26 protein-coding genes are annotated in these 25238 nt (G+C 66.3%); 4 read left to right on the forward strand and 22 right to left on the reverse strand.

The window, feature by feature from the left end; translation table 11 throughout:
* The first annotated feature begins 13 nt into the window (after positions 1 to 13).
* Entirely contained in the window at positions 14 to 1900 is a 1887-nt protein-coding gene (gene mrdA / locus E6C72_RS00805) for a penicillin-binding protein 2 (RefSeq protein ID WP_109444133.1), read from the forward strand.
* Between the two features lie 56 nt (positions 1901 to 1956).
* Here the strand turns inward: mrdA and E6C72_RS00810 are convergent, their stop codons facing one another.
* From E6C72_RS00810 to miaA, 7 genes are all read right to left on the reverse strand, one after another.
* A complete protein-coding gene (locus E6C72_RS00810; protein ID WP_158280236.1) occupies positions 1957 to 4164 on the reverse strand; it encodes a putative capsular polysaccharide synthesis family protein in 2208 nt (735 codons plus the stop codon).
* Between the two features lie 70 nt (positions 4165 to 4234).
* On the reverse strand, positions 4235 to 4999 hold the full coding sequence (locus E6C72_RS00815) for an acetyltransferase (RefSeq protein WP_158280237.1): 765 nt from the start codon (positions 4997 to 4999) through the stop codon (positions 4235 to 4237).
* Positions 5000 to 5167: 168 nt separating this feature from the next.
* A complete protein-coding gene (gene ilvC, locus E6C72_RS00820; RefSeq protein WP_012974735.1) occupies positions 5168 to 6187 on the reverse strand; it encodes a ketol-acid reductoisomerase in 1020 nt (339 codons plus the stop codon).
* A gap of 187 nt (positions 6188 to 6374) precedes the next feature.
* Complete coding sequence (gene ilvN, locus E6C72_RS00825) at positions 6375 to 6881, reverse strand: acetolactate synthase small subunit (RefSeq protein WP_085089969.1); 507 nt, start codon at positions 6879 to 6881, stop codon at positions 6375 to 6377.
* A gap of 35 nt (positions 6882 to 6916) precedes the next feature.
* Positions 6917 to 8680 (reverse strand): acetolactate synthase 3 large subunit, encoded by a 1764-nt coding sequence (locus tag E6C72_RS00830; protein ID WP_109444136.1) that lies wholly within the window; start codon positions 8678 to 8680, stop codon positions 6917 to 6919.
* 330 nt (positions 8681 to 9010) lie between these two features.
* The gene (locus tag E6C72_RS00835; protein ID WP_109444137.1) at positions 9011 to 10222 is read right to left on the reverse strand and encodes a PLP-dependent aminotransferase family protein; all 1212 of its coding nucleotides are present in this window, start codon (positions 10220 to 10222) and stop codon (positions 9011 to 9013) included.
* Between the two features lie 17 nt (positions 10223 to 10239).
* On the reverse strand, positions 10240 to 11256 hold the full coding sequence (gene miaA / locus E6C72_RS00840; RefSeq protein ID WP_109444138.1) for a tRNA (adenosine(37)-N6)-dimethylallyltransferase MiaA: 1017 nt from the start codon (positions 11254 to 11256) through the stop codon (positions 10240 to 10242).
* Between the two features lie 133 nt (positions 11257 to 11389).
* Between miaA and serB the strand changes: the two genes are divergently transcribed.
* Positions 11390 to 12283 (forward strand): phosphoserine phosphatase SerB, encoded by an 894-nt coding sequence (gene serB / locus E6C72_RS00845; RefSeq protein ID WP_109444139.1) that lies wholly within the window; start codon positions 11390 to 11392, stop codon positions 12281 to 12283.
* 16 nt (positions 12284 to 12299) lie between these two features.
* Here the strand turns inward: serB and E6C72_RS00850 are convergent, their stop codons facing one another.
* The 13 genes from E6C72_RS00850 to E6C72_RS31965 all read right to left on the reverse strand — a co-directional run bounded on the left by E6C72_RS00850 (position 12300) and on the right by E6C72_RS31965 (position 22430).
* On the reverse strand, positions 12300 to 12710 hold the full coding sequence (locus E6C72_RS00850) for a bacteriohemerythrin (protein WP_109444140.1): 411 nt from the start codon (positions 12708 to 12710) through the stop codon (positions 12300 to 12302).
* A gap of 211 nt (positions 12711 to 12921) precedes the next feature.
* Entirely contained in the window at positions 12922 to 13707 is a 786-nt protein-coding gene (gene fabI / locus E6C72_RS00855; protein ID WP_109444141.1) for an enoyl-ACP reductase FabI, read from the reverse strand.
* A 320-nt stretch (positions 13708 to 14027) separates the two neighbouring features.
* Positions 14028 to 14480 (reverse strand): DUF2892 domain-containing protein, encoded by a 453-nt coding sequence (locus E6C72_RS00860; protein WP_109444142.1) that lies wholly within the window; start codon positions 14478 to 14480, stop codon positions 14028 to 14030.
* Positions 14481 to 14541: 61 nt separating this feature from the next.
* Positions 14542 to 15444 carry a PRC-barrel domain-containing protein gene (locus E6C72_RS00865; RefSeq protein WP_109444143.1) on the reverse strand — a complete coding sequence of 301 codons (903 nt, stop codon included), beginning with the start codon at positions 15442 to 15444 and terminating at the stop codon, positions 14542 to 14544.
* Between the two features lie 82 nt (positions 15445 to 15526).
* Positions 15527 to 16171: an urease accessory protein UreG gene (gene ureG / locus E6C72_RS00870; protein WP_109444144.1), complete on the reverse strand. Its 645-nt coding sequence runs from the start codon at positions 16169 to 16171 to the stop codon at positions 15527 to 15529.
* Positions 16168 to 16911: an urease accessory protein UreF gene (locus E6C72_RS00875; RefSeq protein WP_109444145.1), complete on the reverse strand. Its 744-nt coding sequence runs from the start codon at positions 16909 to 16911 to the stop codon at positions 16168 to 16170. The genes ureG and E6C72_RS00875 overlap by 4 nt, the downstream gene beginning before the upstream one ends.
* Positions 16868 to 17350 carry an urease accessory protein UreE gene (locus E6C72_RS00880; protein ID WP_109444146.1) on the reverse strand — a complete coding sequence of 161 codons (483 nt, stop codon included), beginning with the start codon at positions 17348 to 17350 and terminating at the stop codon, positions 16868 to 16870. The genes E6C72_RS00875 and E6C72_RS00880 overlap by 44 nt, the downstream gene beginning before the upstream one ends.
* Positions 17350 to 18279 (reverse strand): glutamate racemase, encoded by a 930-nt coding sequence (gene murI / locus E6C72_RS00885; RefSeq protein WP_371298427.1) that lies wholly within the window; start codon positions 18277 to 18279, stop codon positions 17350 to 17352. Before murI ends, E6C72_RS00880 begins: the two co-directional genes overlap by 1 nt.
* Positions 18280 to 18334: 55 nt before the next feature.
* A complete protein-coding gene (gene ureC / locus E6C72_RS00890) occupies positions 18335 to 20044 on the reverse strand; it encodes an urease subunit alpha (RefSeq protein WP_109444148.1) in 1710 nt (569 codons plus the stop codon).
* A gap of 26 nt (positions 20045 to 20070) precedes the next feature.
* Entirely contained in the window at positions 20071 to 20376 is a 306-nt protein-coding gene (locus E6C72_RS00895; protein WP_109444149.1) for an urease subunit beta, read from the reverse strand.
* Between the two features lie 12 nt (positions 20377 to 20388).
* Positions 20389 to 20691, reverse strand: a complete 303-nt coding sequence (locus E6C72_RS00900; protein ID WP_109050871.1) for an urease subunit gamma — start codon at positions 20689 to 20691, stop codon at positions 20389 to 20391.
* 124 nt (positions 20692 to 20815) lie between these two features.
* Positions 20816 to 21727: an urease accessory protein UreD gene (locus tag E6C72_RS00905; protein ID WP_247876077.1), complete on the reverse strand. Its 912-nt coding sequence runs from the start codon at positions 21725 to 21727 to the stop codon at positions 20816 to 20818.
* A gap of 49 nt (positions 21728 to 21776) precedes the next feature.
* On the reverse strand, positions 21777 to 22430 hold the full coding sequence (locus E6C72_RS31965; protein WP_247876078.1) for a response regulator transcription factor: 654 nt from the start codon (positions 22428 to 22430) through the stop codon (positions 21777 to 21779).
* Between the two features lie 455 nt (positions 22431 to 22885).
* On the opposite strand from E6C72_RS31965, the gene E6C72_RS00915 reads away from it, so the two are divergent.
* A complete protein-coding gene (locus tag E6C72_RS00915; RefSeq protein ID WP_109444152.1) occupies positions 22886 to 23554 on the forward strand; it encodes a response regulator transcription factor in 669 nt (222 codons plus the stop codon).
* 73 nt (positions 23555 to 23627) lie between these two features.
* Here E6C72_RS00915 and E6C72_RS00920 read toward each other — a convergent pair whose 3' ends face one another.
* On the reverse strand, positions 23628 to 24212 hold the full coding sequence (locus E6C72_RS00920) for a type 1 glutamine amidotransferase domain-containing protein (protein WP_169055114.1): 585 nt from the start codon (positions 24210 to 24212) through the stop codon (positions 23628 to 23630).
* A gap of 131 nt (positions 24213 to 24343) precedes the next feature.
* On the opposite strand from E6C72_RS00920, the gene E6C72_RS00925 reads away from it, so the two are divergent.
* Positions 24344 to 24700 carry a hypothetical protein gene (locus tag E6C72_RS00925; protein ID WP_109444153.1) on the forward strand — a complete coding sequence of 119 codons (357 nt, stop codon included), beginning with the start codon at positions 24344 to 24346 and terminating at the stop codon, positions 24698 to 24700.
* A gap of 23 nt (positions 24701 to 24723) precedes the next feature.
* Here the strand turns inward: E6C72_RS00925 and E6C72_RS00930 are convergent, their stop codons facing one another.
* Entirely contained in the window at positions 24724 to 25194 is a 471-nt protein-coding gene (locus tag E6C72_RS00930) for a DUF2948 family protein (RefSeq protein WP_109444154.1), read from the reverse strand.
* Between the last annotated feature and the right edge of the window lie 44 nt (positions 25195 to 25238).

Here is a 25238-nt window from a genome sequence, read left to right on the forward strand (position 1 = left end):
CCCGACGGGTCTCATGAGTTCGATTGATCGCGACACCGACCGTTCCCGCCTTCTGGCGCGCCGCGCCCTGGTACTTGGCGGAATCAAGCTGGCCGGCCTGTCCGCGCTGGTCGGTCGCCTCTATTACCTGCAGGTCGTCGAGTCGGCGCGCTACACCATGCTGGCGGAGGAGAACCGCATCAGCCTGCGGCTGATCGCCCCGTCGCGCGGCAACATCGTCGACCGCTTCGGTGTGCCGCTGGCGGTCAACCAGCAGAATTACCGCGTCGTCGTCGTGTCGGAGCGCACCCACAACATCCAGGAGACGCTCGACAAGATCTCCCGCATCGTGCCGCTGACCGACGGCGACCGCCGCCGCGTGCTGCGCGAACTGCACCGAAAGCGCCGCTTCGTGCCGGTAACCGTTCGCGAGAACCTGAGCTGGGAACAGGTGGCGACGCTGGAGACCAACACCCCCGACCTGCCCGGCGTGGCGATCGAGGTGGGTGAACTGCGCTATTACCCGCAGGCGGATGCGACCGCCCATATCCTGGGCTATGTCGGCGCAGTGTCGGAGTCGGAACTGAGCGGCAACAGCGATCCCGTGCTGTCCCTGCCCGGCTTCCGCATCGGCAAGGCCGGCATCGAGAAGTTCCATGAGAAGGTGCTGCGCGGCACCGCCGGCACCAGCCAGTTGGAGGTCAATGCGGTCGGCCGCGTCATCCGTGAACTGTCGCGCGACGAGGGGCAGTCCGGACGCGAGGTGCAGCTGACCATCGACATGGCGTTGCAACGCTTCGTGCAGGAACGGCTGTCCCAGGAGGTCAGCGCCTCGGCCGTGGTGATGGACGTCCACACCGGCGGCATCTATGCCCTGTGCTCGCACCCCAGCTACGATCCCAACCAGTTCACCATGGGAATCAGCGCCGAGCTGTGGGAGGAGCTGCTGTCCAATCAGGCGACGCCGCTGAACAACAAGGCGGTGGTCGGGCAATATCCGCCAGGCTCCACCTTCAAGATGATGGCGGCGCTGGCGGCACTCGAATCGGGAGTGGTCAGCAACCGGCACACCGTGTTCTGCCCCGGCCATCTGGAGCTGGGCGACCACCGCTTCCACTGCTGGAAGCGGGGCGGGCACGGTACCGTCGACTTCGTCGGCGCGCTGCGCCATTCCTGCGACGTCTTCTTCTATGATGTGTCCCGCCGCATCGGCATCGACCGCATCGCCGAGATGTCCAACCGATTCGGGCTGGGCAATCGCACCGGCATCGACCTGCCGCACGAACGGGCGGGCCTGATTCCCTCCATCGCCTGGAAGAAGGCGACGCTGGGCAAGAACTGGGACATGGGCGAGACGCTGGTCGCCTCCATTGGCCAGGGCTATGTGCTGGCGACGCCGTTGCAGCTGGCGGTGATGACCTGCCGGCTGGCCAACGGCGGCTATGCGGTGAAGCCGCACCTGACCAAACAGATCAAGACGGTCAGCGGCGAACAGACCGCCTGGCCCAGCATCGGCGTGAAGAAGGAGAACCTCGACATCGTGCTGCGCGGCATGACCGAGGTGACCAACGCCCCCAACGGAACCGCCTTCAAGTCGCGAATCACCGAGGTCGGCTATGAGATGGCCGGCAAGACCGGTTCGGCCCAGGTCCGCCGCATCACCATGGCCGAGCGCAACAACGGCGTGAAGAAGAACGAGGACCTGCCCTGGCGCGAGCGCGACCATGCACTGTTCGTCGCCTTCGCGCCGATCCAGGCGCCGCGCTATGCCTGCGCGGTCTTTGTCGAGCATGGCGGCGGTGGTTCCACCGCGGCAGCCCCCATCGCCCGCGACATCCTGCTGGAAACCCAGAAGCGCGACCCCGGCCGCGCCGCCGTTGCCGAAACCCCGCCGAACGGCATGCCGGAACCGCGGGGCTGAGTTTTCCTGATCGGAGCGACGCTTCCAGGGAGAGCCCGCGCCGGCGTCCTGTTCCCTCAGGCCACTTGCAGCCCGAACACTGCGGCGCCGAGAAGACGGGCATCGCTGTTGCGAGGATCGATCGTCACAGGGCGGACGGCATCGGGCGCGTCGATCCAGAGGGTCAGAAGACCGTCTTGCCTGTCCTCGCGCCGGGGGATCGGTAGGGCCACCGATACGGTTTGACCGAAAGCCAGCTTGACCTCGACCGGCGCGGCAAAGTTCAGGGACAGAAAGACCGACTGCCGCCCGTAATAGGGAAGACCTGCCAGCGTGACAAGCAGCGACTGGCAGGCGGTCTCCGGAACGCGCAGGACGACGACCGCCTGCCTGCTGGTCCAGATCCAATGTTCTTCATGGCAATGGAAGCCGCTCCAACCGGACAGAATGGAGCCGAGACCAAGCGCCACCGGATATTCCCGTCCACGCAGCAGTGTGGCGATCGGCGGGATTGCCGGAATGTGGCGCCGACTCGCATCATTCACGCCCGCCTCCCGAGGAGCCGAAGCGGCATGCGTTCCGGTAAGGCGGTTGCGGGATCGCATCCAATGGTCGGTTTGTGCCAGGAAATCAGCGTTCCAGCGCGCCTCGGTCGCGGCCGCCAGCACCGGATCGAGCATTCCCTGGGCACGCAGCCAGACGAGATCGCGCAGGCGCTGCGCACAGACCATGAGCTTCAAGGCAGCGGAGTGTTCCTGGCAGGCGAGATCGGACCCCTGCCACCCGCTGACCCGGTGGCTGTTGCCGGCATGTTGCCGCCAGCCGACCAAAGGACGCGACCGGTAATGATGGCTTCCCAGCAGCGTTGCCCGGAAACCGGTAAGAAGATCGAGGCCATAGGGGCAGAGTTCGGGGTCGAGCGGCGGAAATGCCTCGATCACCGAACGATGATAAGCCGACGACGCGCCAAGCCAGCAGGGTTCCATCTGCCGGTCAACCAAGGTGACGGGGTCGTCGAAGACGGTGTCCGGCATTTCCGCGCCGCTGAGCGAGATCGGGATGCCATTCTCGCTCAGCAGGACCGCATTGGACGTGAACAGCCGGCAACCGGGATGGGCGGCGAAATGACCGATGATCGTGTCAAGCCGGCCCGGGAGGGTGATGTCGTCGCTGTCCGCCTGGATGAGCAACGGCGCCCGCGAGAAGGCGACGAGACTGGGCAGCATGCCATGACCGATCGCCTCGCCATTCCGCATCACCGTCGCGGCCACGTCCGGCCGGCCGGCCAATCGTTCCAAGGCCACGGAAAGACTGCCGTCATCGGACCCGTCATCGATCAGAACGAGTTCGATGTCCGACCGCCACTGCGAAAACAGGCTGTCCAGTTGCTGGCCGATCCAGACCGCATGGTTGCGCAATGGAATGAAGACCGTCGCCGCAAAGCTCTGATGCGGAGCGGCCGGCGGTTGGACGGGGGTATCCCCGGCCCAGCGCTCGATGGCGCCGGCGATCTCGTCCGCACCATAATAGCTGCTGACGTCCGGATGGGCATAGATCGCCTCCAACGCTGGACGGGGCAGGCGAAACCGTCTTTTCAGAGCGCGATAGATCTCGCTCGTCGGTTTGGTCGTGCCGTCGTTGGAATGCGGCAGGTGGAACTCCATCCCCGGGAAGAGTTCGGCCAGTCCGTTCTGGATCGCCGTCGGTGCGCTCTCGTGGCGGAACAGCAGAAGGCGCACATTCCCCTTGGTCAGGATCGAGTAGCCGCGCTCCCGATCGAACGCATGCGCCCGCAGATCGAAACCGAAGGGCTTCTCGATCTCTTCCCGGAACCAGATCAGGGGAGCACGGATCATCCGCTCCAGATAAAGGCGATTGGGATCGCCGTCAGGCGTGTCGCGGAGCCACAGATCACCGATGCGCGCAGCGAGAGCCTCCGCCGTCGCCTCCGCCGTGGCGCCAAGGCAGTCCGCGAAGTCGGCTTCGAGGTTCTGCATAGCGACCGAAATCGAGCGGGCGATGGGGTCGCGGACACCGCTGACGATGGTCACGGTCTCGTCGGCGGCCATGGCCTCGGCCAAGCGACGGGCGATCCCGGGCGCCTCCGTGTGGAATAGCGGCATGTCCTGCTGCGCCGTCGCCCGCAAGGCGAGAGCATCCGCCAGAGGCTCGTGCAGCCAGGATTCGAGCCCGTGACTGTTGAAGACCTCACCCGGAAAGCGCGCGGCCAGCAACTCGGTTATGGAGGTTGTGCAGACCTTGGCATAGGTAAGGACAAGGATCATGGTCTGGCTCATGTGACGGCGGCAGGCAGGGTAATTGGATGGCCGCCTGGCTGGGGCATTTCCCTATGGATCACTCGCCTTTGCGTGCAGTTCTCGCAAAGGTAAGACGGTTTCGGATGGATGTCGGACGATTGCAGATGGCGATCGACCCGTCGGGCATGTCATTTCGGATGACGGCATTGACGCCGATCCGGCAATCGTCGCCGATGCTGACTCCGGCATGGATGCGTGCGCCCATTCCGATCATGCAGCGCTTGCCGATCCGCACATCGCTCGCCACCGTCGCATGGGGCAGGACGACGCTGAAATCGCCAACCGCGACCCGCGCGCCCAGGACATTGTGCGCGAAGAGATGAACATGCCTGCCGAGATCGACATCGGTGACAAGTGCGAAGGGGCCGATATAGCACCCCTCACCCATCTGAGCGTGGGAAGAAACCACCGAGGACGGATGGATGATTCGCGGCCAACGGCAGCCACGCAGGGCCGGACGCTCGCGTATGGATTGAGCATGATCGGGATCGGCAACGGTCAGGAGTGCATCGACCGTCGCACCGTCCACATCATCGATGAAACCAACCTCATGCCCGAGAACCGATCCGGCAGGCCGGTCATCCACAACCCCACCGACGGTAATTCCGGCCGTTTCCAGAATACAAATAAGATTGCGGGCATTTCGCCCCCCGCCAACCAGCAGCAAGCCTTCAGCTACAGGAGAAACGGAAGCACTGATTCCCATTTCAATTCTTATCTTTCGCGTGCGTTCTTTATTATCCAACTCCACTCTACCAGTTCGCATTCCTGCGGACAACATGTTGAAGCCGAACCGGTACACAGCCCCTATTTCCAATGCAGGGCTCTTGATTCCATTGGGTAAATCGCGCCCTCGCGCTCTGGTTGGGCTAGAGCGAAAAGACGACGGCGCCAAAGGCATATCGCCAAAAGGAAAAGCGCGCCCCCGAAGGGGCGCGCCTTCCATCAAAACCGACAGGCTTGCGCCGGATCAGTTCTTCGACTTGTCAACCAGACGGCGCTCGGCGATCCACGGCATCATGGCGCGCAGCTTCTCGCCGACCTTCTCGATCTCGTGCTCGGCGTTGCGGCGGCGGATCGCCTTGAAGGACGGCTGGCCGGCCTTGCATTCCAGCATCCAGTCGCGGACGAAGCGGCCTTCCTGGATGTCGGTCAGCACGCGCTTCATCTCGGCCTTGGTCTCGGGCGTGATGATGCGCGGGCCGGTGCGGTAGTCGCCGTATTCGGCTGTGTTGGAGATCGAGTAGCGCATGTTGGCCATGCCGCCCTCGTACATCAGGTCGACGATCAGCTTCACTTCGTGCAGGCACTCGAAGTAAGCCATCTCGGGGGCATAGCCCGCCTCGACCAGCGTCTCGTAGCCGGCGCGGATCAACTCGGTCAGGCCGCCGCAGAGCACGGCCTGCTCACCGAACAGATCGGTCTCGCACTCTTCCTTGAAGGTGGTCTCGATGATGCCGGCACGGCCGCCGCCATTGGCCGAGGCGTAGGACAGGGCGATGTCCAGCGCGTTGCCCGAGGCGTTCTGGTGAACGGCGACCAGCGACGGCACGCCACCGCCACGCTGGTATTCGCTGCGCACGGTGTGGCCGGGGCCCTTCGGCGCGATCATGAACACGTCGAGGTCGGCGCGCGGCTCGATCAGGTTGAAATGGACGTTCAGGCCGTGCGCGAAGGCCAGGGCGGCGCCCTGCTTCATGTTCGGGGCCAGATCGTCCTTGTACAGGTCGGCCTGCAGTTCGTCCGGGGTCAGAACCATCACGACGTCGGCCCAGGCGGCGGCTTCGGCCGGGGTCATCACGGTGAAGCCGGCGGTCTCGGCCTTCTTGATGGTGGCCGAACCCGGGCGGAGCGCGATCCGCACGTCCTTCACGCCGCTGTCACGCAGGTTGTGGGCGTGGGCGTGGCCCTGGCTGCCGTAGCCGACGATGACGACCTTCTTGCCCTTGATCAGGTTGACGTCGGCATCACGATCGTAATAGACGCGCATGGAGATGGTTCCTTGAATTCGCAACGAACGAAGACTGAGTGCGTTTCCTGCGGCGGATTACTCCATTGAGCAAAGCCGACCGTCAAGGGAAACAATTGCTCGACCGGGCGACGGAGCGCAGAGCTTCCTTGCGTTTTTGTCGCCCCGATCTTGCGTAGAATACCAAAAGGCCTTAACTGGCGAGACCTTAGAACGCCGCCGGCCCCTTCGACATGGCGACCACGCCGGTGCGGCTGGCCTCGACAAGGCCGAGCTGAGTCATCAGGCCGACGAAGTCGTCGACCTGCTCGGTGGTGCCGGTCAACTCGAAGACGAAGCTGGTGAGCGTTGCATCCACCACCTTGGCCTTGAAGATGTCGGCGAGGCGCAGCGCCTCGATCCGGCGGTCTCCGGTGCCGGCCACCTTGACCAGCGCCAGTTCGCGCTCCACCGACGGCCCCTCGTCGGTCAGATCATGGACGCGGTGGACCGGAACCAGCCGGCCGAGCTGCGCCTTGATCTGCTCGATGATCATCCGGGTGCCGGAGGTGACGAGCGTGATGCGCGACAGGTGGTCGGCGTTGTTCACCTCCGCCACCGTCAGGCTTTCGATGTTGTAGCCGCGGCCGGAGAACAGCCCGATGACGCGGGCGAGAACGCCCGGCTCGTTGTCCACCAGCACGGCGATGGTGTGCTTTTCGATCGCGTTTTCCATGAGACCCGTCCTCCCGTTCGTTCGTCGTCAGCCGATCAGACCAGCACCATGCCGTCTTCCGGCGTGGCGTCGGACGGGCTGTCGTCCGGACCGAACAGGATCTCGTTGTGGGCCTTGCCGCCCGGGATCATCGGGAAGCAGTTTTCCTTCGGATCGACGGCGATATCGATGATGCAGGGGCGGTCGGTGACCGTCAGCATCTTCTCGATCACCTGATCGACCTCGGCCACCGTGGTGGCGCGCAGGCCGACGCAGCCCCAGGATTCCGCCAGCTTCACGAAGTCCGGCAGGGCTTCCGAGTAGCTCTGGGAGTAGCGCGAGCCGTGCAGCAGTTCCTGCCACTGGCGCACCATGCCCATATACTGGTTGTTCAGGATGAAGATCTTGACCGGCGCGCGGTACTGCACGGCGGTGCCGATCTCCTGCATGTTCATCAGGAAGCTGGCCTCGCCCGACACGTCCACCACGATGGCGTCCGGGTGGGCCAGCTGGGCGCCGATGGCGGCCGGCAGGCCGTAACCCATGGTGCCGAGGCCGCCCGAGGTCATCCAGCGGTTCGGCTCGTCGAAGGGCAGGAACTGGGCCGCCCACATCTGGTGCTGGCCGACTTCCGTCGTGATGTAATGGTCCTTGCCGCGCAGGGCCTCGCGCAGGCGCTCCAGCGCGTACTGCGGCTTGATGACCGATTCGGTGCGGTTGTAGTTCAGGCAGTTGCGGGCGCGCCAGCCGTCGATCTTGCCCCACCACTCCTTCAGCGCGGCCTTGTCCGGCGACTTGGCGCGCGCCTTCCAGATGCGCAGCATGTCTTCCAGCACGGCACCGCAGTCACCGACGATCGGAATGTCGACGGCGACATTCTTGTTGATCGAGCTGGGGTCGATATCGACATGGATCTTCTTGGAGCCCGGCGAGAAGGCCGACAGCTTGCCGGTGACGCGGTCGTCGAAGCGGGCGCCGATGTTGATCATCACGTCGCATTCGTACATGGCGAGATTCGCCTCGTACGTGCCATGCATGCCGAGCATGCCCAGCCACTGGCTTTCGGACGCCGGGAAGGCGCCCAGCCCCATCAGGGTCGAGGTGATCGGGAAGCCGGTGGCCTTGACGAACTGGGTCAGCAGCTTGGCCGCGAAGGGACCGGCATTGATCACGCCGCCGCCGGTGTAGAAGACCGGCCGCTTGGCGTTGGCGATCAGTTCCACCGCCTCTTCGATGCGGGCCAACTCCGGCTTCACCTGCGGCCGGTAGGTCTTGTGCTTGACCTCCGCCGGCGGGACGTAGGTGCCGTCGGCAAACTGCACGTCCTTCGGGATATCGACCAGCACCGGGCCGGGACGGCCGCTGCGCGCGACATAGAAGGCCTCATGCAGGGTGCGGGCCAGATTGTCGACGTCCTTGACCAAGTAATTGTGCTTGGTGCAGGGACGGGTGATGCCGGTGGTGTCGGCTTCCTGGAAGGCATCGTTGCCGATCAGGTGGGTCGGCACCTGGCCCGACAGGCAGACCAGCGGGATGCTGTCGCACAGGGCGTCCAGCAGGCCGGTCACCGCGTTGGTGGCGCCAGGGCCGGAGGTCACCAGCACGCAGCCGACCTTGCCGGTCGAGCGCGCATAGCCCTCCGCCGCGTGAACCGCGGCCTGCTCGTGGCGTACAAGGACATGCTTGAGGTCGTTCTGCTGGAACAGCGCGTCGTAAATGGGAAGTACGGCGCCGCCGGGATAGCCGAAGATGATGTCAACGCCCTGATCCTTCAGGGCCTTGATGACGATCTGGGCGCCGGTCAGCTTCTGTTCGGACATCGCTCACGACCTTCTCATGTGGGCGCCTCCTCTAAGGCACCCGGTTCCTTGGACTTGTCACCGGCCATGGCTGCTGGGCTATGCCGCCGGAACAACGGCTTAGCCCCGATGGCAGGGGCCGGGAGCGGCAAATTAGTCAAAAGCCCGGTCGCAGGTCAACCCATTTTGCGAATGTTCGCAAAGTTTTTTTGCCGCAGTTTTTCCAAATGTTGCGCATTGGCTTTGCAACATCGGCTCTGCGCCGCTTGGCCCCACCGGATACGGAAACGGCGGCCGCACCGAAGCGCGGCCGCCGTTCCGAAGAGACGACGATCGGGAAAGCCGAAGCCGTCAGGCGGCGGTCTTCAGCAGCCCGCACAGCCGGCGAATGCCCTCGCGGATCTGGGCCGGCTTGGTGACGGAGAAGGCCAGACGCAGCGTGTTCCTGCCCGAGCGGTCGGCGTGGAAGGCCGAACCGGGGACGAAGGCGACATTCGCCTCCTTGATGGCACGGGCCAGCAGTTCGGTGCCGTCGACGCCCTCCGGCGCCTCGATCCAGACGAACAGGCCGCCTTCCGGCTTGGTCCAGGTCACGCCCGGCGGAGCGAACTCGTCCAGCGCCGCCAGCATGGCGTCGCGGCGTTCCTTGTACTGGGTGCGCAGCAGCTTGATGTGGCTGTCGAAGATCTGCGAGACGACGTCATGCATGACGATCTGGTTGATCGTGCTGGCATGCAGATCGGCCGCCTGCTTCATCAGCACCAGCCGGTTCACCACCTCGGGCGCCGCGTTGACCCAGCCGACGCGCATCGCCGGCACCATCGTCTTGGAGAAGGTGCCGCCGAAGATGACGTTGGTCAGCTTGCCGCCGTTGCGCTCGCAATCCAGCGCCGCCAGCAGAGGCAGATGTTCGCCGTCATAGCGCAGCTCGCAATAGGCGGTGTCCTCGATCACCGGCACGCCGGCGGCCTCGCAGGCGTCCAGGATGGCGTGGCGGCGGGCCAGCGTCACCGTGGTGCCGTTCGGGTTCTGGAAGTCGGGGACGAGGTAGAAGAACTTCGGCTTCTGCGCCAGCGCCTCGGTCAGAGCCGTCATCTCCGGCCCTTCCTCGTCCATCGGGATCGAGAGGTAGGTCGGCTCGTAGGGCGAGAAGGCCTGGAGCGCGCCGAGATAGGTCGGCCGGGTCACCACGATCTTGTCGCCGGGGCCGATCAGCAGCTTGCCGACGAACTCCAGAACCTGCTGCGATCCGTTGGTGATGAGAACGCCGTCCAGCCCGACGTTGACGCCCTTGCCGCCCATGTAATCGCAGATCCATTCCCGCAGCGGCGTGTAGCCTTCGGTGATGGAGTATTGCAGGGCGGCGCCGGCACCGGAATTGGATTGGAAGATCTTCTCATAGGCACGTGCGATGGCGGCGTTCGGGAACAGGTCCGGATCGGGAATGCCACCGGCGAAGGAGATGATCTCCGGACGGTCGATCAGCTTCAGCAGTTCCCGGATTTCGGACGCCGTCATGCCGCCCACGCGGCCCGCGAACACATGGCCCCAATCAACCGACACGGTGCTTCTCCTTCGGATCAGTAATTTAGTATCGTTCTCAGGCGGTCGAGCATTGCATTTCGTACCGCGAGGGAACAAGGCAGCTCGATGGTATGACAGCTATGCTGTCCTGTATGACTTACCAGCATATCGGGTGTTTTGCCAACAATCTGATGACGGAACCACGTCACCTGCCGTTTGGCATAGCGGCGGGTCGATTGCTGGGCCAGCGCAATGGCCTCGGCGAGTGGGATTTCACCATGCAGGACGCGGCGCAGTTCGGGCACTCCCAAGGCTTTCAGCACCGGGAGGTCGGCGGCGAGCCCCTGCTCCCGGGCGAGGGCGTCCAATCGCCGCACCTCCTCCAGCGCCCCCTGCTCCATCATCAGGTGGAAGCGCCTGTCGCACTGGGCGTACAGGTCGGATCGCGGCGGATCGAGCACCAGAATGGTGAAGCGCAGATCCTCCGGAGCGCCCTGGGCGGTCCGGCTCTGCCAATGCGACAGTGGATGGCCGGTGGCCTCCAGCACCTCCCAGGCCCGGGTCAGCCGGGTGGTGTCGCCGGGGTTCAGCTTGGCGGAGGTCGGATCGCGGGCGACCAGCTCGGCACGGAACACCTCGCCGCCGATGGCCGTCAGCCGGGCATGGGCGGCGGTGCGCACCTCGCCCGGGATGGGCGGCACCTCGCTCAACCCCTGCATCAGGGCACGCAGATAGAGGCCGGTGCCGCCGACCACCACGGGCAGCCTGCCCTCTGCCTTGGCCTCGGCGATTTCCGCCAGCGCCATCTCGCGCCAGCGTGCCGCTGACCCGCGTTCCGCCGCCGGGAGCACGCCATAGAGGCGGTGGGGCGCCCGCGCCAGGTCCTCGGCCGGCGGCCGGGCAGTCAGCACGTCGAGGTCGGCGTAGAGTTGCATGCTGTCGGCATTGATGACGGTGCCGTCGAACGTCTCGGCGATGGCAAGCGCCAGCCCCGATTTGCCCGACGCGGTCGGGCCGCCGATGACAACGACATCGGTGACGGGAGGGGGGAGGGGGGTGGTGAGGCCGCTCATCCCCCTTCCATGGCGTCGCGGCGTCCGTATTGCAACTCCCATCCGCGCGCCGACGCCGAAGCTTCGTTGGACCCGGCCCCGCGCCTGTGGTAGGCAGCGCGCAAAGGCCCTCTTTTCCTCGGGATACCCGCCGATGAACGCCGTCGCCACGCTGATCGCCCCCCGCACCGCCACGCTCGACGAGACCGCCGTCCAGACCGCCAAGGCGGCGCTGGTCGGGTTGGGCGCCGATGCCGGGGCACCGGACTGGCTGGCGCCGGGCACTGCCTGCGACCTGCCCTTCGGCAATCTGGCGCCGGAACAGGCGGAGGCGGCGATCCGCCATGCCCTGAGCGGGGCCGCCCTGGACATCATCGCCCAGCCGGCGGCGACGCGGCGCAAGCGGCTGCTGGTCGCCGACATGGAATCGACGATCATCGAGCAGGAGATGCTGGACGAGCTGGGCGACTATGTCGGGCTGAAGGACCACATCGCCGCCATCACCGCCCGCGCCATGAACGGCGAGATCGACTTCAAGGAGGCGGTGCGCGAGCGGGTCGCCCTGCTGAAGGGCCTAAGGGAAACGGTGATCGACGAGGTGTGGCAGCGCGCCACCCTGATGCCGGGCGCGGCCCAACTGATCGGCACGATGCGCGCCAACGGCGCCGTCTGCGTCCTGGTGTCGGGCGGCTTCCGCTGCTTCACCGGCCGGGTGCGCAACTGGATCGGCTTCGACGACGACCGTGGCAACGAGCTGGAGGTGGAAGACGGCGTGATGACCGGCAAGGTGATCGAGCCGATCCTCGACAAGGACAGCAAGCTCCAGGCTCTGATGGCCTATGCCGGCGAGCATCGCGTCCCGGTGACGGAAACCATGGCGGTCGGCGATGGCGCGAACGATCTGCCGATGCTGCTGGCCGCCGGGCTGGGCGTTGCCTTCCATGCCAAGGCGGTGGTGGCCGCCGAAGCCCGCGCCCGCATCGACCATGGCGACCTGACCGCCCTGCTCTACGCCCAGGGCTATCGGGCGACGGAGTTCGTCGGATGAGCGACCGTCCCCATTCTCACGCCCACACGCCACGCACGTAAGGCGTCAGCTGCGTGTCCATCAGGATGATGTGGCGGACCAGCCAGTCGGCAGTGAATTTGTAAAGCTGCGCGGCGTTCTCGTGGGTTGGGTCGATGGAGAAGCGGTTGGAAAGTTCGCTGACCATCCTGACCGCGGAGCGGTGCATGGCGACATGCTCCTCGAATTTCGGATAGCGGACGATCTGCATGATCCGCTCTTCGCGGGCGAAATGCTCCTTGGTGTATTCCAGCAGCTTGACCAGAATCTTGGCGACGCGCACCGGCTGGAACCGCTCGGCAGCCAGCGCTGCGTCGAGTTCATTCAGATACTCGATCAGGTGCTTATGATCGTCGTCGATGGACGGTTGGCCGACGCTCAGCTGCCGTCGCCATGTGATGGCGCCCATGACCCTGCCGCCTCCCCCCTTGCCGGCACCTTGTTAGCCCGGATTATGGCTGGTGTTACCATTGCGCCAAAACGGCCGGCGGCGTCACACGGCAATATGACGCACCCGCAGGAGGCAGACCGGAACGAAACAGGGCGGATGCGTCGCCGCACCCGCCCCCTCCGCAACCGTAACTCAGCTGGCTCGAGGCCAAAGCCGGATGCCGCCGGCCTCAGCCGACGATCGAATAGCCGCAATCGACATAAGTGGTGTCGCCGGTGATGCCCTTGGCGCCGTCGGTCGCCAGGAAGGCGGTGGTGTAGCCGACCTCCTCGATCGTGACCAGACGGCCTTCGGGGGCGCGCTCGGCGGCCTTGTTCATCAGCTCGTCGAAATGGGCGATGCCGGAGGCGGCGCGGGTCTTGATCGGGCCGGGGGAGATGGCATGAACGCGGATGCCCTTCGGGCCCAGTTCCGCCGCCAGATAGCGCACGCTGGCCTCCAGCGCGGCCTTGACCGGGCCCATGACGCCGTAATTGTCGATGACACGGTTGGCGCCGAAATAGGACATGGTGAACAGCGATCCGCCGTCCTTCATCAGCGGCTCTGCATATTTGGCCATGCGGATGAAGGAGTGGCAGGACACGTCCATCGCCTGCTGGAAGCCTTCGCGCGAGCAGTCGACGACGCGGCCGTGCAGATCCTCCTTCGGAGCGAAGGCGATGCTGTGCAGCGCAAAGTCGAGCTTGCCCCACTTCTCGCCGATCTTGTCGAACATGGCCTTAAGCTGGCCTTCGCCGGTGACGTCCACCGGCTCGAAGATTTCGGCCTCCAGCTGCTGGGCCAGCGGCTCGACGAACTTCTTGGCCTTGTCGTTCAGATAGCTGACCGCAAGGTCGGCACCCAGCGCGCGGAAGGCGCGGGCGCAGCCCCAGGCGATCGACTGGTCGTTGGCGATGCCAAGGACGAGCCCCTTCTTGCCTTCAAGCGTGGCGGCGGCGGGAATGATCGTGGTCATGGCGGACTGTCCTGCGGTCGATGTGACGGGAGGAGCGGCCGCAACCGTGGCGGCCTTTCGCCGGGCTGGGGGACGCGGCGTTCCTTGTGCAGTGCACCATAAACGAATTACCCCGGGTCCGCAACGTGCATTGGGCGCGATCCCCGCATGCATCCCAATCATTGCGCAACATTGCCTTAGGCACGGTCAGTAAAAGCCGAAGTCACCAGAATTCTGTCTTTCATTGATCCACATCAAAACGGCCCGACAGCGCGGGACTGGCGGACCGTTTCTTGATGACATTTCCGTTATGGCATCAGGCCGCTTGCCCGATTGCCCGTTTAACGCGCAACCCCGGGCGTGAAGGAGGGCGGGTCGCTCGCCGGGAAGGATTCCTGGGAGGCTTCATCAACGATCTCCTCCTCGCAGGCTTCCTTGTAGATGTCGCCGGGATGGCGGGAATAGGGATCGATGCCATGTTCGACATCCTGCGCCGGGATCGCCGCCCGGTCATTGTGCGACCAGTCGGCCAGCATCGACTTGCCAGGGCAATAGCCGGTCAGGCCGCGCGCCACCAGCGCACCGCCCGCCAGCGCCATGACCGCGCCGGTCCAGTTGGGACGGCGCAGGCCCAGAACCGCCAGCACCGCGCCGCCAGCCAGCGAGGCAAGCCGTTCGTTGTGGCCGACATTGATCCCGTAGCCGCCGCCGGGGCCCCCATCGGACCAATGGATGCGGTCGTTGAGGCCGCGCAGATTGCGCCGAGCCGTGTCGGTGATGGAAGAGAGTTCCATGTCGGTCCTCCTTGAATGCGGGTCCCGGTCGGGGATCGTCCGCCATCGGATCGTTATCGCGTCACTGTTGGGAAACCGGCGGCTGGGAGGTGCCGTTCCCCGACGGCGTCTGCGAACTGCTGTCCGGCATCGCCGACGAGGCCCCACCCTGCCCCATTCCGGCACCGGACGTGGCGCCGCTGGAGCCGGCGGCGCCGCGCGCCTGCTGCAATTCCTGGTTCAGTCGCGCCACCTCCTGCGACAGGCGTTGCACTTCCTGGCGCAGCGGTGCGGCCGAAGCGTCGCCGTTTCCACCGACCGAGCCGGCAATGGCGGCCAGCGTCGCCGAATCCCGCATCCAATAGGGGGCGACACCGTAATAGGTGTGCACCGCCATCGCCCATTGGCGATCGTTCATGTTCGGGCGGTTCTTGTCGTCGAAACGCGGCGCATTGGTCAGCTTGTCCTTCGGCACATTGAGGACATAGCCGTCGCCCGATGGGGTGAACAGAGCCCACGGAACCGCAAAGTCGGCCTCGCCGATCCCGAGGAAGCCACCCAGCTCGACCACGGCATAGGCGACCCGGCCGGTGCCGGGATCGATGATCAGTTCCGAGATGCTGCCGAGATCCTTGCCGTCCGGGCTGCGCAGCTTGGCGTTCTCAAGATCGTCGGCGGCAATCGCGCGCGGGTGGGCGATGGAATCCTGCAACGCCGCCGCTTCGCCCAGGATGACCTGACAGGCAGGGGCGTTGCCCTTCTGTGCGGCTGATTGCGCCGCCTGCTGCAACGCGCGGAGCTGTGCGATTTCCTGCGGGGTCACCGGAGCGGCGGAGCCGGGGCCGGCAGCCTCGAGAGCCGCCGCCTGCTGTCCCAGCCGGTCGAGCCCGGCCGCGCAGTCGTCGGCCGCCAGCGCGGGCGCGGCGAAGGACAGGGTTCCCAGCGCGGCCAGCAGCAGGGCCGTTGCGGGGGTGGGGCGCGTCATAAGGCATCCTCCGGCTTGAATCGTCTCATGCTGCATGAACAGCATGGTCAAGCCGGAGGTTCCCAAAGCGTTCCTCGGCTCGTCAGCCCGGAAGGGGCAATCCGCCGCGCTGGACGATAAAGGACTGGATGGCGTCCAACCCCTCGCCCGCCTTGACGTTGGCGAAGACGAAGGGACGGTCGCCGCGCATCCTGCGGGCGTCGCGGTCCATCACCTCCAGGCTGGCGCCGACCATCGGGGCGAGGTCGGTCTTGTTGATGACCAGCAGGTCCGACCGGGTGATGCCCGGCCCGCCCTTGCGCGGGATCTTGTCGCCGGCCGACACGTCGATGACGTAGATGGTGAGGTCCGCCAGTTCCGGCGAGAAGGTCGCCGCGAGGTTGTCGCCACCCGATTCGATGAAGATCAGGTCGAGGTCAGGAAACTTGGCGTTCATCTGGTCGACGGCGGCGAGGTTGATCGAGGCGTCCTCGCGGATCGCGGTGTGCGGGCAGCCCCCGGTCTCCACCCCCATGATCCGTTCCGGCTTCAAAGCACCGGAGCGGGTGAGGAACTCCGCATCCTCCTTGGTGTAGATGTCGTTGGTGATCGCCGCGACCTCCCAATCGTCGCGCATGCGCTTGCACAGCGCGTCGGTCAGCGCGGTCTTGCCGGAGCCGACGGGACCGCCGATGCCGACGCGAAGCGGACCGGCGTGGCTCTTTTCGATAGCGGGGAGAGCGCTCATGAGCGGAACAGCCTCGTATATTGGGTTTCGTGGATCATCGAGGTCCAGTCGACGGCCATCGCCCGGCCGCCGAGATCGTCGAGCGGGGCCGTCAGCGCCGCGTCTGCCGCCAGGTGCGTGATGGGGTCGAGGGCGGCCAGCGCCCGCTGCCCGTCGGTCTGACCGAGCGGGACCAGACGGACGCCGGCCGATACGAGGTTGGCGGCGAAGGCATGCAGATAGGCGGTCAGCGCCGGCCCCTCCGCCACACCGATCAGCGCGGCGGCCAGCGCCACCGCGACCGCGTAGGCGACCGGCCGTCCGGTGGCGGCGATCACCGCATCCCAGCGCGCCAGCCCGTCGAGCGGCCATGCGGCGCGGATCGCCAGCAGGAAGGCCTGCCCCTGTGCCCGCGATTCGAGCGCGGTCTCGGCGGAGGCGCGCAGGATGTCGGCCCGCTCCACCGCCCAGGCGAAACCGGCCTCGTCGCCCGCCAGAACCGCACGATGGGCGGCGGCGAACTGCATGCCGTCGGTCCGCCCGGCACCATGGCGCAGGATGCCGTCGAGCCAGACGATCAGCGTCGTGCGGTCCCGCACCAGCCCCTGCTCCACCGCCGCCTCGATGCCATGGCTGTAGGAGAAGCCGCCGACCGGGAAACTGGGCGACAGCCACGCCAGCAGGCGCGTCAGGGCATGGGTGGAAACGCAGTTCAACTCAGTGCGAATGACCATGCCCGCCGCCATGCGAATGACCGCCATAGGCGCCGCCTTCCGGCATGAAGGGTGCCATCACATCGCGCACCTCCGCTCCCAGTCCGCGCAGCATGTCCTCGATCACATGATCGCGGCGCAGGCGGATGGTGTCGCCGGCGATCTGCACCGGAAGATGACGGTTGCCGAGATGCCAGGCAACGCGGGCGAAGGCCTCGACCGGGCCGGGCACGCGGACTTCCATCAGCTCCTCGGGTGCGGCGACCACGCGCAGAAAGTTTCCGTCGGTCAGTTCCAGCCCATCGCCGTCGTCCAGCGCCACCGCGCGCGGCAGGTCGAGCAGGAAGGCGCCGCCGGCATCGTCGGTCATCGCCATGCGGCGGCGGAAGCGGTCGTCGAAGGCGAGCGTCACGGTGCCGGCCGCCTGCTCGACCGGCCAATGGCCACGGGCATGCACTCGGGTGGCGCGGCGGGTGGGGTCGGTCATCAGCTAAGCCGTTCGAAGGGGGTCGGGTGGCCGAAGAAGCGGCCGGCCAGTTCGCTGACCAGAACCGCGTCCCCGGTGGTGAAGAAGCGCAAGCCCCGCTCGGCCGGATCCGGGCGATATTCGGGGTGGCGGTCGAAATACTGCTCCAGCGAGCGGGCGGTCAGCGTCGGCTGGGACAGGATCTCGACCCCCGGCGGCAAGGCGCGGGCGAACAGGTGGCGGACCAGCGGATAATGGGTGCAGCCCAGCACCACCGTGTCCAGCGGCTGGCTGCCCATCTTGTCCAGCAGCACGCGGACATAGCCGGCCACCGCCGGCTCGATCTCTTCGTCCGACGCGCCGCGCTCGATCAGCGGCACCAGATCGGGGCAGGCCTGCTGCACGACGCGGACCGAGGGGGCGCGTTTGCCGATCTCCCGTGGGAAGGAGCCGGAATTGACCGTCGCCGCCGTGGCGAAGATGCCGACGCTGCGCGGCTCGGCGAGATGGTCGGGCGGGACGGTGTCGATCATCCACGCCACGCGGGTGATCGCCTCCACCATCGGCACCAGCACGCCCAGCACGTTGCGACCGGGATGGGCCGACGGCAGCCATTCCTGCTGCAACCGGCGCAGCGCCACCGCCGCAGCGGTGTTGCAGGCGATGACGACCAGCCGGCAACCCTGGGCAAACAGCCGGTCCATCCCAGCGATGGTCAGCCGGTAGATGTCGTCCTCGCTGCGCGGGCCGTAGGGAGCGGCGGCATGGTCGCCGAGATAGACGAAGGGCCGGTCGGGTGCGGCGTCCACCAGGGCGCGCAGCACCGTCAATCCGCCATGTCCTGAGTCGAATACACCGATCACGAATAGACCCTGCCTAAGACTCCTTCTCCCCCCTGGGGAGAAGGGTGGGATGAGGGGGTTCGGCGCAGCCGAAGAAGCCTCCGCCACGCATCCCCCTCACCCTAACCCTCTCCCCGGGGGGAGAGGGGATTAAAAACGTGCCTCAGAACAGGAAATACCGCTGCGCCATCGGCAGGACGTCCGCCGGCTCGCAGGTCAGCAGCTGCCCGTCCGCGCGCACCTCGTAGGTTTCCGGATCCACCTCGATGTGCGGGGTGGCGTCGTTGTGGATCATGTCCTTCTTGCCGACGGTGCGGGTACCCTGCACGGCGATCAGCTCGCGGTGCAGGCCGAGCTGGCGGCCGACCTCCAGCTCCAGCGCCTTGGCGCTGACGAAGGTCACGCTGCTGGCCTGCATCGCCCGGCCGAAGGCGCCGAACATCGGGCGGTAATGCACCGGCTGCGGCGTCGGGATCGAGGCGTTGGGATCGCCCATCAGTGCCGCGGCGATGGTGCCGCACTTGATGACCATGTCCGGCTTCACCCCGAAGAAGGCCGGCGACCACACCACCAGATCGGCCAGCTTGCCGACCTCGACCGAGCCGACGACATGGCCGATGCCATGCGACAGCGCCGGGTTGATGGTGTATTTGGCGATGTAGCGCTTCACACGGAAATTGTCGTTGTCGCCGGTCTCCTGCGGCAGCCGGCCACGCTGGAGCTTCATCTTGTGCGCGGTCTGCCAGGTGCGGATCACCACCTCGCCCAGTCGTCCCATCGCCTGGCTGTCCGACGAGATCATCGAGAAGACACCGAGGTCGTGCAGGATGTCCTCCGCCGCGATGGTCTCGCGCCGGATGCGGCTTTCGGCGAAGGCGACGTCTTCCGGGATCCGCGGGCTGAGGTGGTGGCACACCATCAGCATGTCGAGATGCTCGTCCACCGTGTTGATGGTGAAAGGCCGCGTCGGGTTGGTCGAGCTGGGCAGGACATTGGCGAGGCTGGCCACCCGGATGATGTCCGGCGCATGGCCGCCGCCGGCCCCTTCGGTGTGGAAGGTGTGGATGGTGCGGCCCTTGAACGCCGCGATGGTGTCCTCGACGAAGCCCGATTCGTTCAGCGTGTCGGTGTGGATCGCCACCTGGACGTCGAGCTGGTCGGCGACGGTCAGGCAGGTGTCGATGGCGTCCGGCGTGGTGCCCCAATCCTCGTGCAGCTTCAGCCCGCAGGCACCGGCGGCGATCTGCTCCAGCAGCGCGTCAGGACGGCTGGTGTTGCCCTTGCCGAAGAAACCGAGGTTGATCGGCAGCCCTTCGGCGGCCTGGAGCATCCGCTCCATGTGCCAGGGACCGGGCGTGCAGGTGGTGGCCGAGGTGCCGGCGGCCGGGCCGGTGCCGCCGCCCAGCATGGTGGTGACGCCGCTGTTCAGCGCCTCGTCGACCTGCTGCGGGCAGATGAAGTGGATGTGAGCGTCGATGCCGCCGGCGGTGACGATCTTGCCCTCGCCCGCGATCACCTCGGTTCCCGGACCGACGATGATGTCGACGCCGGGCTGGATGTCGGGGTTGCCGGCCTTGCCGATGGCGGCGATGCGCCCGCCGGTGATGCCGATATCGGCCTTTACGATGCCCCAGTGGTCGATGATGAGGGCGTTGGTGATGACGGTGTCGACGGCTCCCTGGTGACGCGAGCGCTGGGACTGCCCCATGCCGTCGCGGATCACCTTGCCGCCACCGAACTTCACCTCCTCGCCATAGACGGTGTGGTCGCGCTCGACCTCCACGATCAGGTCGGTGTCGGCCAGCCGGATGCGGTCGCCGGTGGTCGGGCCGTAGAGGGCCGCATATTCGGCCCGGTCGATGCGGTGCGCCATGTTCCTTCGCCCTTCCTGTCGGCCCGTCAGAGGGCGCCGTTGACCTTGCGGTTGAAGCCGATCACCACCCGGTCGCCGCCATAGGCGACGAGCTTCACAGGACGGGTCTGGCCAGGCTCGAAACGCACCGCCGTCCCGGCCGGAATGTCGAGCCGGAAGCCGCGCGCCTTCTCGCGGTCGAAGGTCAGCGCGCTGTTGGTCTCGTAGAAATGGAAGTGCGAGCCGACCTGGATCGGCCGGTCGCCGGCATTGGCGACGTCCAGTTCGATGGTCTCGCGGCCGTCGTTCAGCACGATCTCGCCGGCCGCCGGGAAGATTTCACCGGGTTTCATGGGCTGTTCCCCTCAACGGATCGGCTGGTGGACGGTGACGAGCTTGGTGCCGTCGGGGAAGGTCGCCTCGACCTGGATGTCGTGGATCATGTCGGCCACGCCGTCCATCACCTGCTCGCGGGTCAGCACGGTGGCGCCGTCGCGCATCAGCTCGGCGACTGTGCGGCCGTCACGCGCGCCCTCCACCACGTAATCGGTGATGAGGGCCACCGCCTCCGGATGGTTCAGCTTGACGCCGCGCTCCAGCCGCCGCCGCGCCACCATCGCCGCCATCGCGACGAGCAGCTTGTCCTTCTCGCGCCCTGTCAGGTTCATCGGGGGATTGCCCTTTCGCCACCCTGTTCTTTGCCGGCGATTATGCCACGCCGGAACGGCACGCCAAGTGCGTCGTATGACGTAGAGGGTTGAAAGTGCTTGCGGCATGGCTTGAACGCCGCGGTCAGACCTCCCACAACCGCGGCAGGCGGGTGGGCAATCCCGCCGCTTCGGCACGAAGGCCGGACCACAGAGCGGCATAGGCGCGGCGGACCGCACGGGCCTCGCCGCCGAGAATGCGGACGATCAGCAGGCCATCCAGCGCGGTGGCGCCGATGCGGGCACCTTCCGCCGGCTGGGCCAGCGGCTCGGCCAGCACACGGACGGCGTCGAGGTGACGCGCGGCATCGGGGGCGGCATGCAGCAGGGTGGCGCAGGCGGCGGCTCCGCCGAAGCCGGCGGGGTGGGCCAGCGCCTCGGCAATGTCGTCCTCCAGATGCAGGGCGTCGGCCCAGATCAGGCGGCCGTCGCGGGCGACCTCCCAGGCGTCGCGGATCAGGCCACGGGTGACCGTCTCACCGAAGGCGGCGCGGCCGAAGACCAGCATCTCGCCGGCGATGGCGCGGCCGTCGCCCGACAGGTCGATCCGGGTCAGGCGGCGCAGGCGGGAGCCCTCGAAGACGATCGCCTCCTGCGGCATCCATTCCAGCCAGCCGCCCTCCTCCACCGACAGGACGGTGTCGATGCGGCAATCGGCGCCGGTGGAGCGGTAGACCTTCTCGGCCGCCTGGGTGGTGACCAGGGCCCTGGCACCCGGCCCGACCGACAGGTCGATGTCCATGCGGTCACCGCCGACCATGCCGCCCGAGGTGGTGGCGAGCACTGCGATGGGAAGATCGTCGCGGCGCGGAGCCGGCATCAGCACCCGCAGCGGGTCATGGTGGTAAAGCGTCGCCAGCCGGGTCTCGCCATGACGATGGTCGAACCGGACGGTCGCGGCGCCATGGACGGCGACCTTCTTTTCCTCGAACGCCGAGTTTTCCGGCCTGTCGGCCACCGCCACCTGAACCAAGCGCCCGCTCCCCAACTGGATCATGCGGGCGCCAGTCTGCCGGAAGCTGAGGCGTTCAGGCAATGCGTACTGTTCAGCCTTCGCCGGTGAAGCAGCCGTTGCGGGCGGCGACCACCGCCACCTGGGTGCGGTTGCGCACGCCAAGCTTCTGCATGATGGCGCGCACATGCACCTTCACCGTGCCTTCCAGCACGCCCAGGCCACGGGCGATCTCCTTGTTGGAATGGCCGGCCAGCAGCAGCTCGAACACGTCACGCTGGCGGTCGGTCAGCCGGTCCAGGATGTCGTCGTTGCCGCGTGGCCCCTCGGCCAGCGCCCCGTTCAGCACGGCGCGCGGCAGCGGCAGGAAGATGTCGCCGCTGAGCGCCAGCGAGATGGCATGCTCCAGCACCTCCGGCGGGCTGGTCTTAAGCACATAGCCGCGGGCGCCCATGCGGACGCTGTCGACGATGTCGGCAACCTCGTCGGAATTGGTGAGGATCAGGACCGGCACCTCGCCCAGCGTCTCCTTCAGCCGGCGCAGCCCGGCGATGGCCCCGCCCCCCCCGTCATCCTCGTCCGGGCGCGGTGGGCCCGGGTCGTACAGGACCAGAGCCAGTTCGGGAGTCTGCCGGCCGATGGTCAGCGCTTCATCCAGCGATCCGGCCTCCAGCACGCGCGTCCCGGGATAGATCTCGCCGATGGACAGGGCGAAGCCGTGGCGGACCATCGGCTGCTCGTCGACCACCAGAAAAATCCGCGTGGGATTGCCCGCGCTACGCGAACCACCGCGCGCTTGAAGCTCGAACTCCATCGTGTCCCCTTATTCTCAGCGGACCGCTCCTCAGTAGGGCCAAGAACACCAAAAAGCCCCAATGGGAAAGCGGTTCATTCGCGCCGCTCCATGGCGCAGCTACCCCTAAATATCGAATGAATGGATCTGCGTTCATTTTCCCGCCAAATCCGATCTATTGGCTGTGACTTTCCTGGTCTCACCTTGCGCTGTTGGTTAATGAACCGTATAAATCATCCCGGCATGAAGCGTAAAGCCCGCTGTTCCGAACAATATTGTTCTAATTTTTTATGTTCGGAGTCCGTGTGGACCGGGCCGACCGGTCCGGTCCTTTTCCTGGACCTTCAGGCGCGGAGCAAAAGGGGGGATCGCCGCCGCCCGGCGAAGGGCGGCTCAGCGGAGGATGATCGATGACGACATGGAATGTGATGCTGGTTGACCACGACCGGCTGTTTTCGGCGGCCCTGGCAACGTTGATTGGCGGCGGCCCCTTCAAGGTCAGCGCCCACGCGGCCAGCGCCGAGGATGCGCTCGACCTGATCGCCGACGGCGAGGAGCCCGACCTGATCGTGCTCGCTCTCCAGGACGGCATGCCGGAGGAGATCGCCGGCATCCGGCGGCTGCGTGACGGCACGTCCGCCCGGATCGCCGTGCTGGCCGACACCATCGCCGACCGCAGCCTGTCGCAGTCCCTGAAGGCCGGGGCCGACGCCTATCTGAACAAGAGCATGTCGAGCGAGAGCCTGTTGCGTTCGCTTCGGCTGGTGATGCTGGGCGAGGTGGTCTATCCCACCCACGTCGCCGGCCTGCTGATGGCCGCCGCCAACGAACGCCCGCAGCACAGCCCGCCCCACATCGCCATACCGCCCAGCGGCGACCTGTCGAAGCGCGAGGTGCAGATCCTGCGCTGCCTGCTGGCCGGCCAGTCGAACAAGGCGATCGCTCGCAACCTGCACATCACCGAATCGACGGTGAAGATGCATTTCAAGAACGTCATGCGGAAGATCAACGCCCAGAACCGCACCCAGGCGGCGGTTTGGGCGATCCAGAACGGGCTATCGCCGCTGGTGTCGGCGTAGGGGGCGGTTAGTTGCAGTTGGGTTGCCCCCTCCCTTCCCATGCGAGGGGTTAGAGGGGGCAAAACCACGCCCCCTATTCCGCCGCGTGGCGATGGCCCGCATGGCGGCCTTCGCCGAATTCCTCGATCATCTTGCGGCAGAAAGCCGGAATGTCGTCGGGCTTGCGCGAGGTGACCAGACCATGGTCGGTCACCACCTGCTCGTCGACCCAGTCGGCACCCGCGTTACGCAGGTCGGCCTGCAAGGACGGCCAACTGGTCATCCGTTTGCCGCGCACACCGCCGGCATCGATCAGCGTCCAGGGGCCGTGGCAGATCGCGGCGATGGGCCGGTCTGAATTCACGAAACTCTTCACGAATTCGATCGCCTTCGGCTCCAGCCGAAGCGCGTCCGGGTTCATCACGCCACCCGGCAGCAGCAGCGCGTCGTAGCGCCCGGCATCCGCCTGATCCAGCGTCACGTCGACATCGATCCTGTCGCCGCGGTCATGGTGGTTCCAGCCCTGAATCTGCCCACCCTGTGGGGCCACCACATGCACGGTGGCACCGGCGTCGCGCAGCGCCTTCACCGGATCGGTCAGTTCCACCTGTTCAAAACCGTCGGTGGCAAGCACGGCCACGGTCTTTCCATCAAGCTTCTGAGCTATCTTCTGAGCCATTGGGGGCCTCCTTCACTGTCGGTCACACCGCAGCAACCGGATTACCCCTGGATGGTTCCCTGGGAACTGTCCCGCAATTCCTATGTTGATTGTGACATACGAGACACACATCAGCGATGGGAGCCCTAACCATGAGGTTCCAGGCACTGTTGGCCGGCCTTGCGCTGGCGGCGACCCTGTCCTTCGCCCACATCGAGTCGGTCCGGGCGGCCGATCCGCGGGCCGGTGACGATCTGGTCGGGCTCGAGGTAACCGGCCTGCTCGGGGAAGAACTGGGCCAGATCGTTTCTGTTTCGCCGAGCGCGGATGGCAAGGATATCAGCATTCTGGTGGAAGCCAGCGGCATGCTGGACGTCGGCCACCGCTTCTTCACCGTGCGCCGTTCACAACTGTCGCCGGGCGAGGACGAGGATACAGTGACCTACAAGAAGACCGCGCAGGACGTGATCCGCCGCCTGCATGCCGACACCCAGGTCGCGGAGCGCTGACCGCAGCGCTCCGCCCTATGGCATCAAGCCGGTTCGTCGGGATGGCAGGGTTTGCAGCCGGTGGGCCAGGGCTCGCCCAAATCCTCAACCACCATGCGCCAGGACGCCGCATCCAGGCGAACGCAACCGCCGCCGGCGAAATGCAGGGCCACACCGCCCTCCACCGCCTCCATCGACAGCAGCTCCATGATCCGGCCGCGGTCCTTCAGGTCGAAGCCGCGCAGCTTGGCCCCGGTCACGCCGTCCACCCGCAGGCCGCAATGGACCCGCTCATAGGGAGCGAGATCGTCGTCGTCGGCGGCGGGGCCGGGACGCTGACGGTCGGCGGCCTCCCAGCGGAAGCGGTTGACGACCATGACGAACCGCTTCTCGTCGGGCTGGAAGCACATGTCACCGACCGGCAGGATGGCGTCCTGCAGGCAGGCGGAGACGACCTTCAGATCCTCCTCGTCTTCGGCAAGCAGGCGGATCGGGGTCATGGCTGAGGCCGTCATGTTCGGGGGCACCTCTCGGGAAAGGCCAACCTTATCGGGATGGC

Origin of the sequence: Azospirillum sp. TSH100, from assembly GCF_004923295.1 — a bacterium.
In the GTDB taxonomy this organism is placed as follows: Bacteria; Pseudomonadota; Alphaproteobacteria; order Azospirillales; family Azospirillaceae; genus Azospirillum.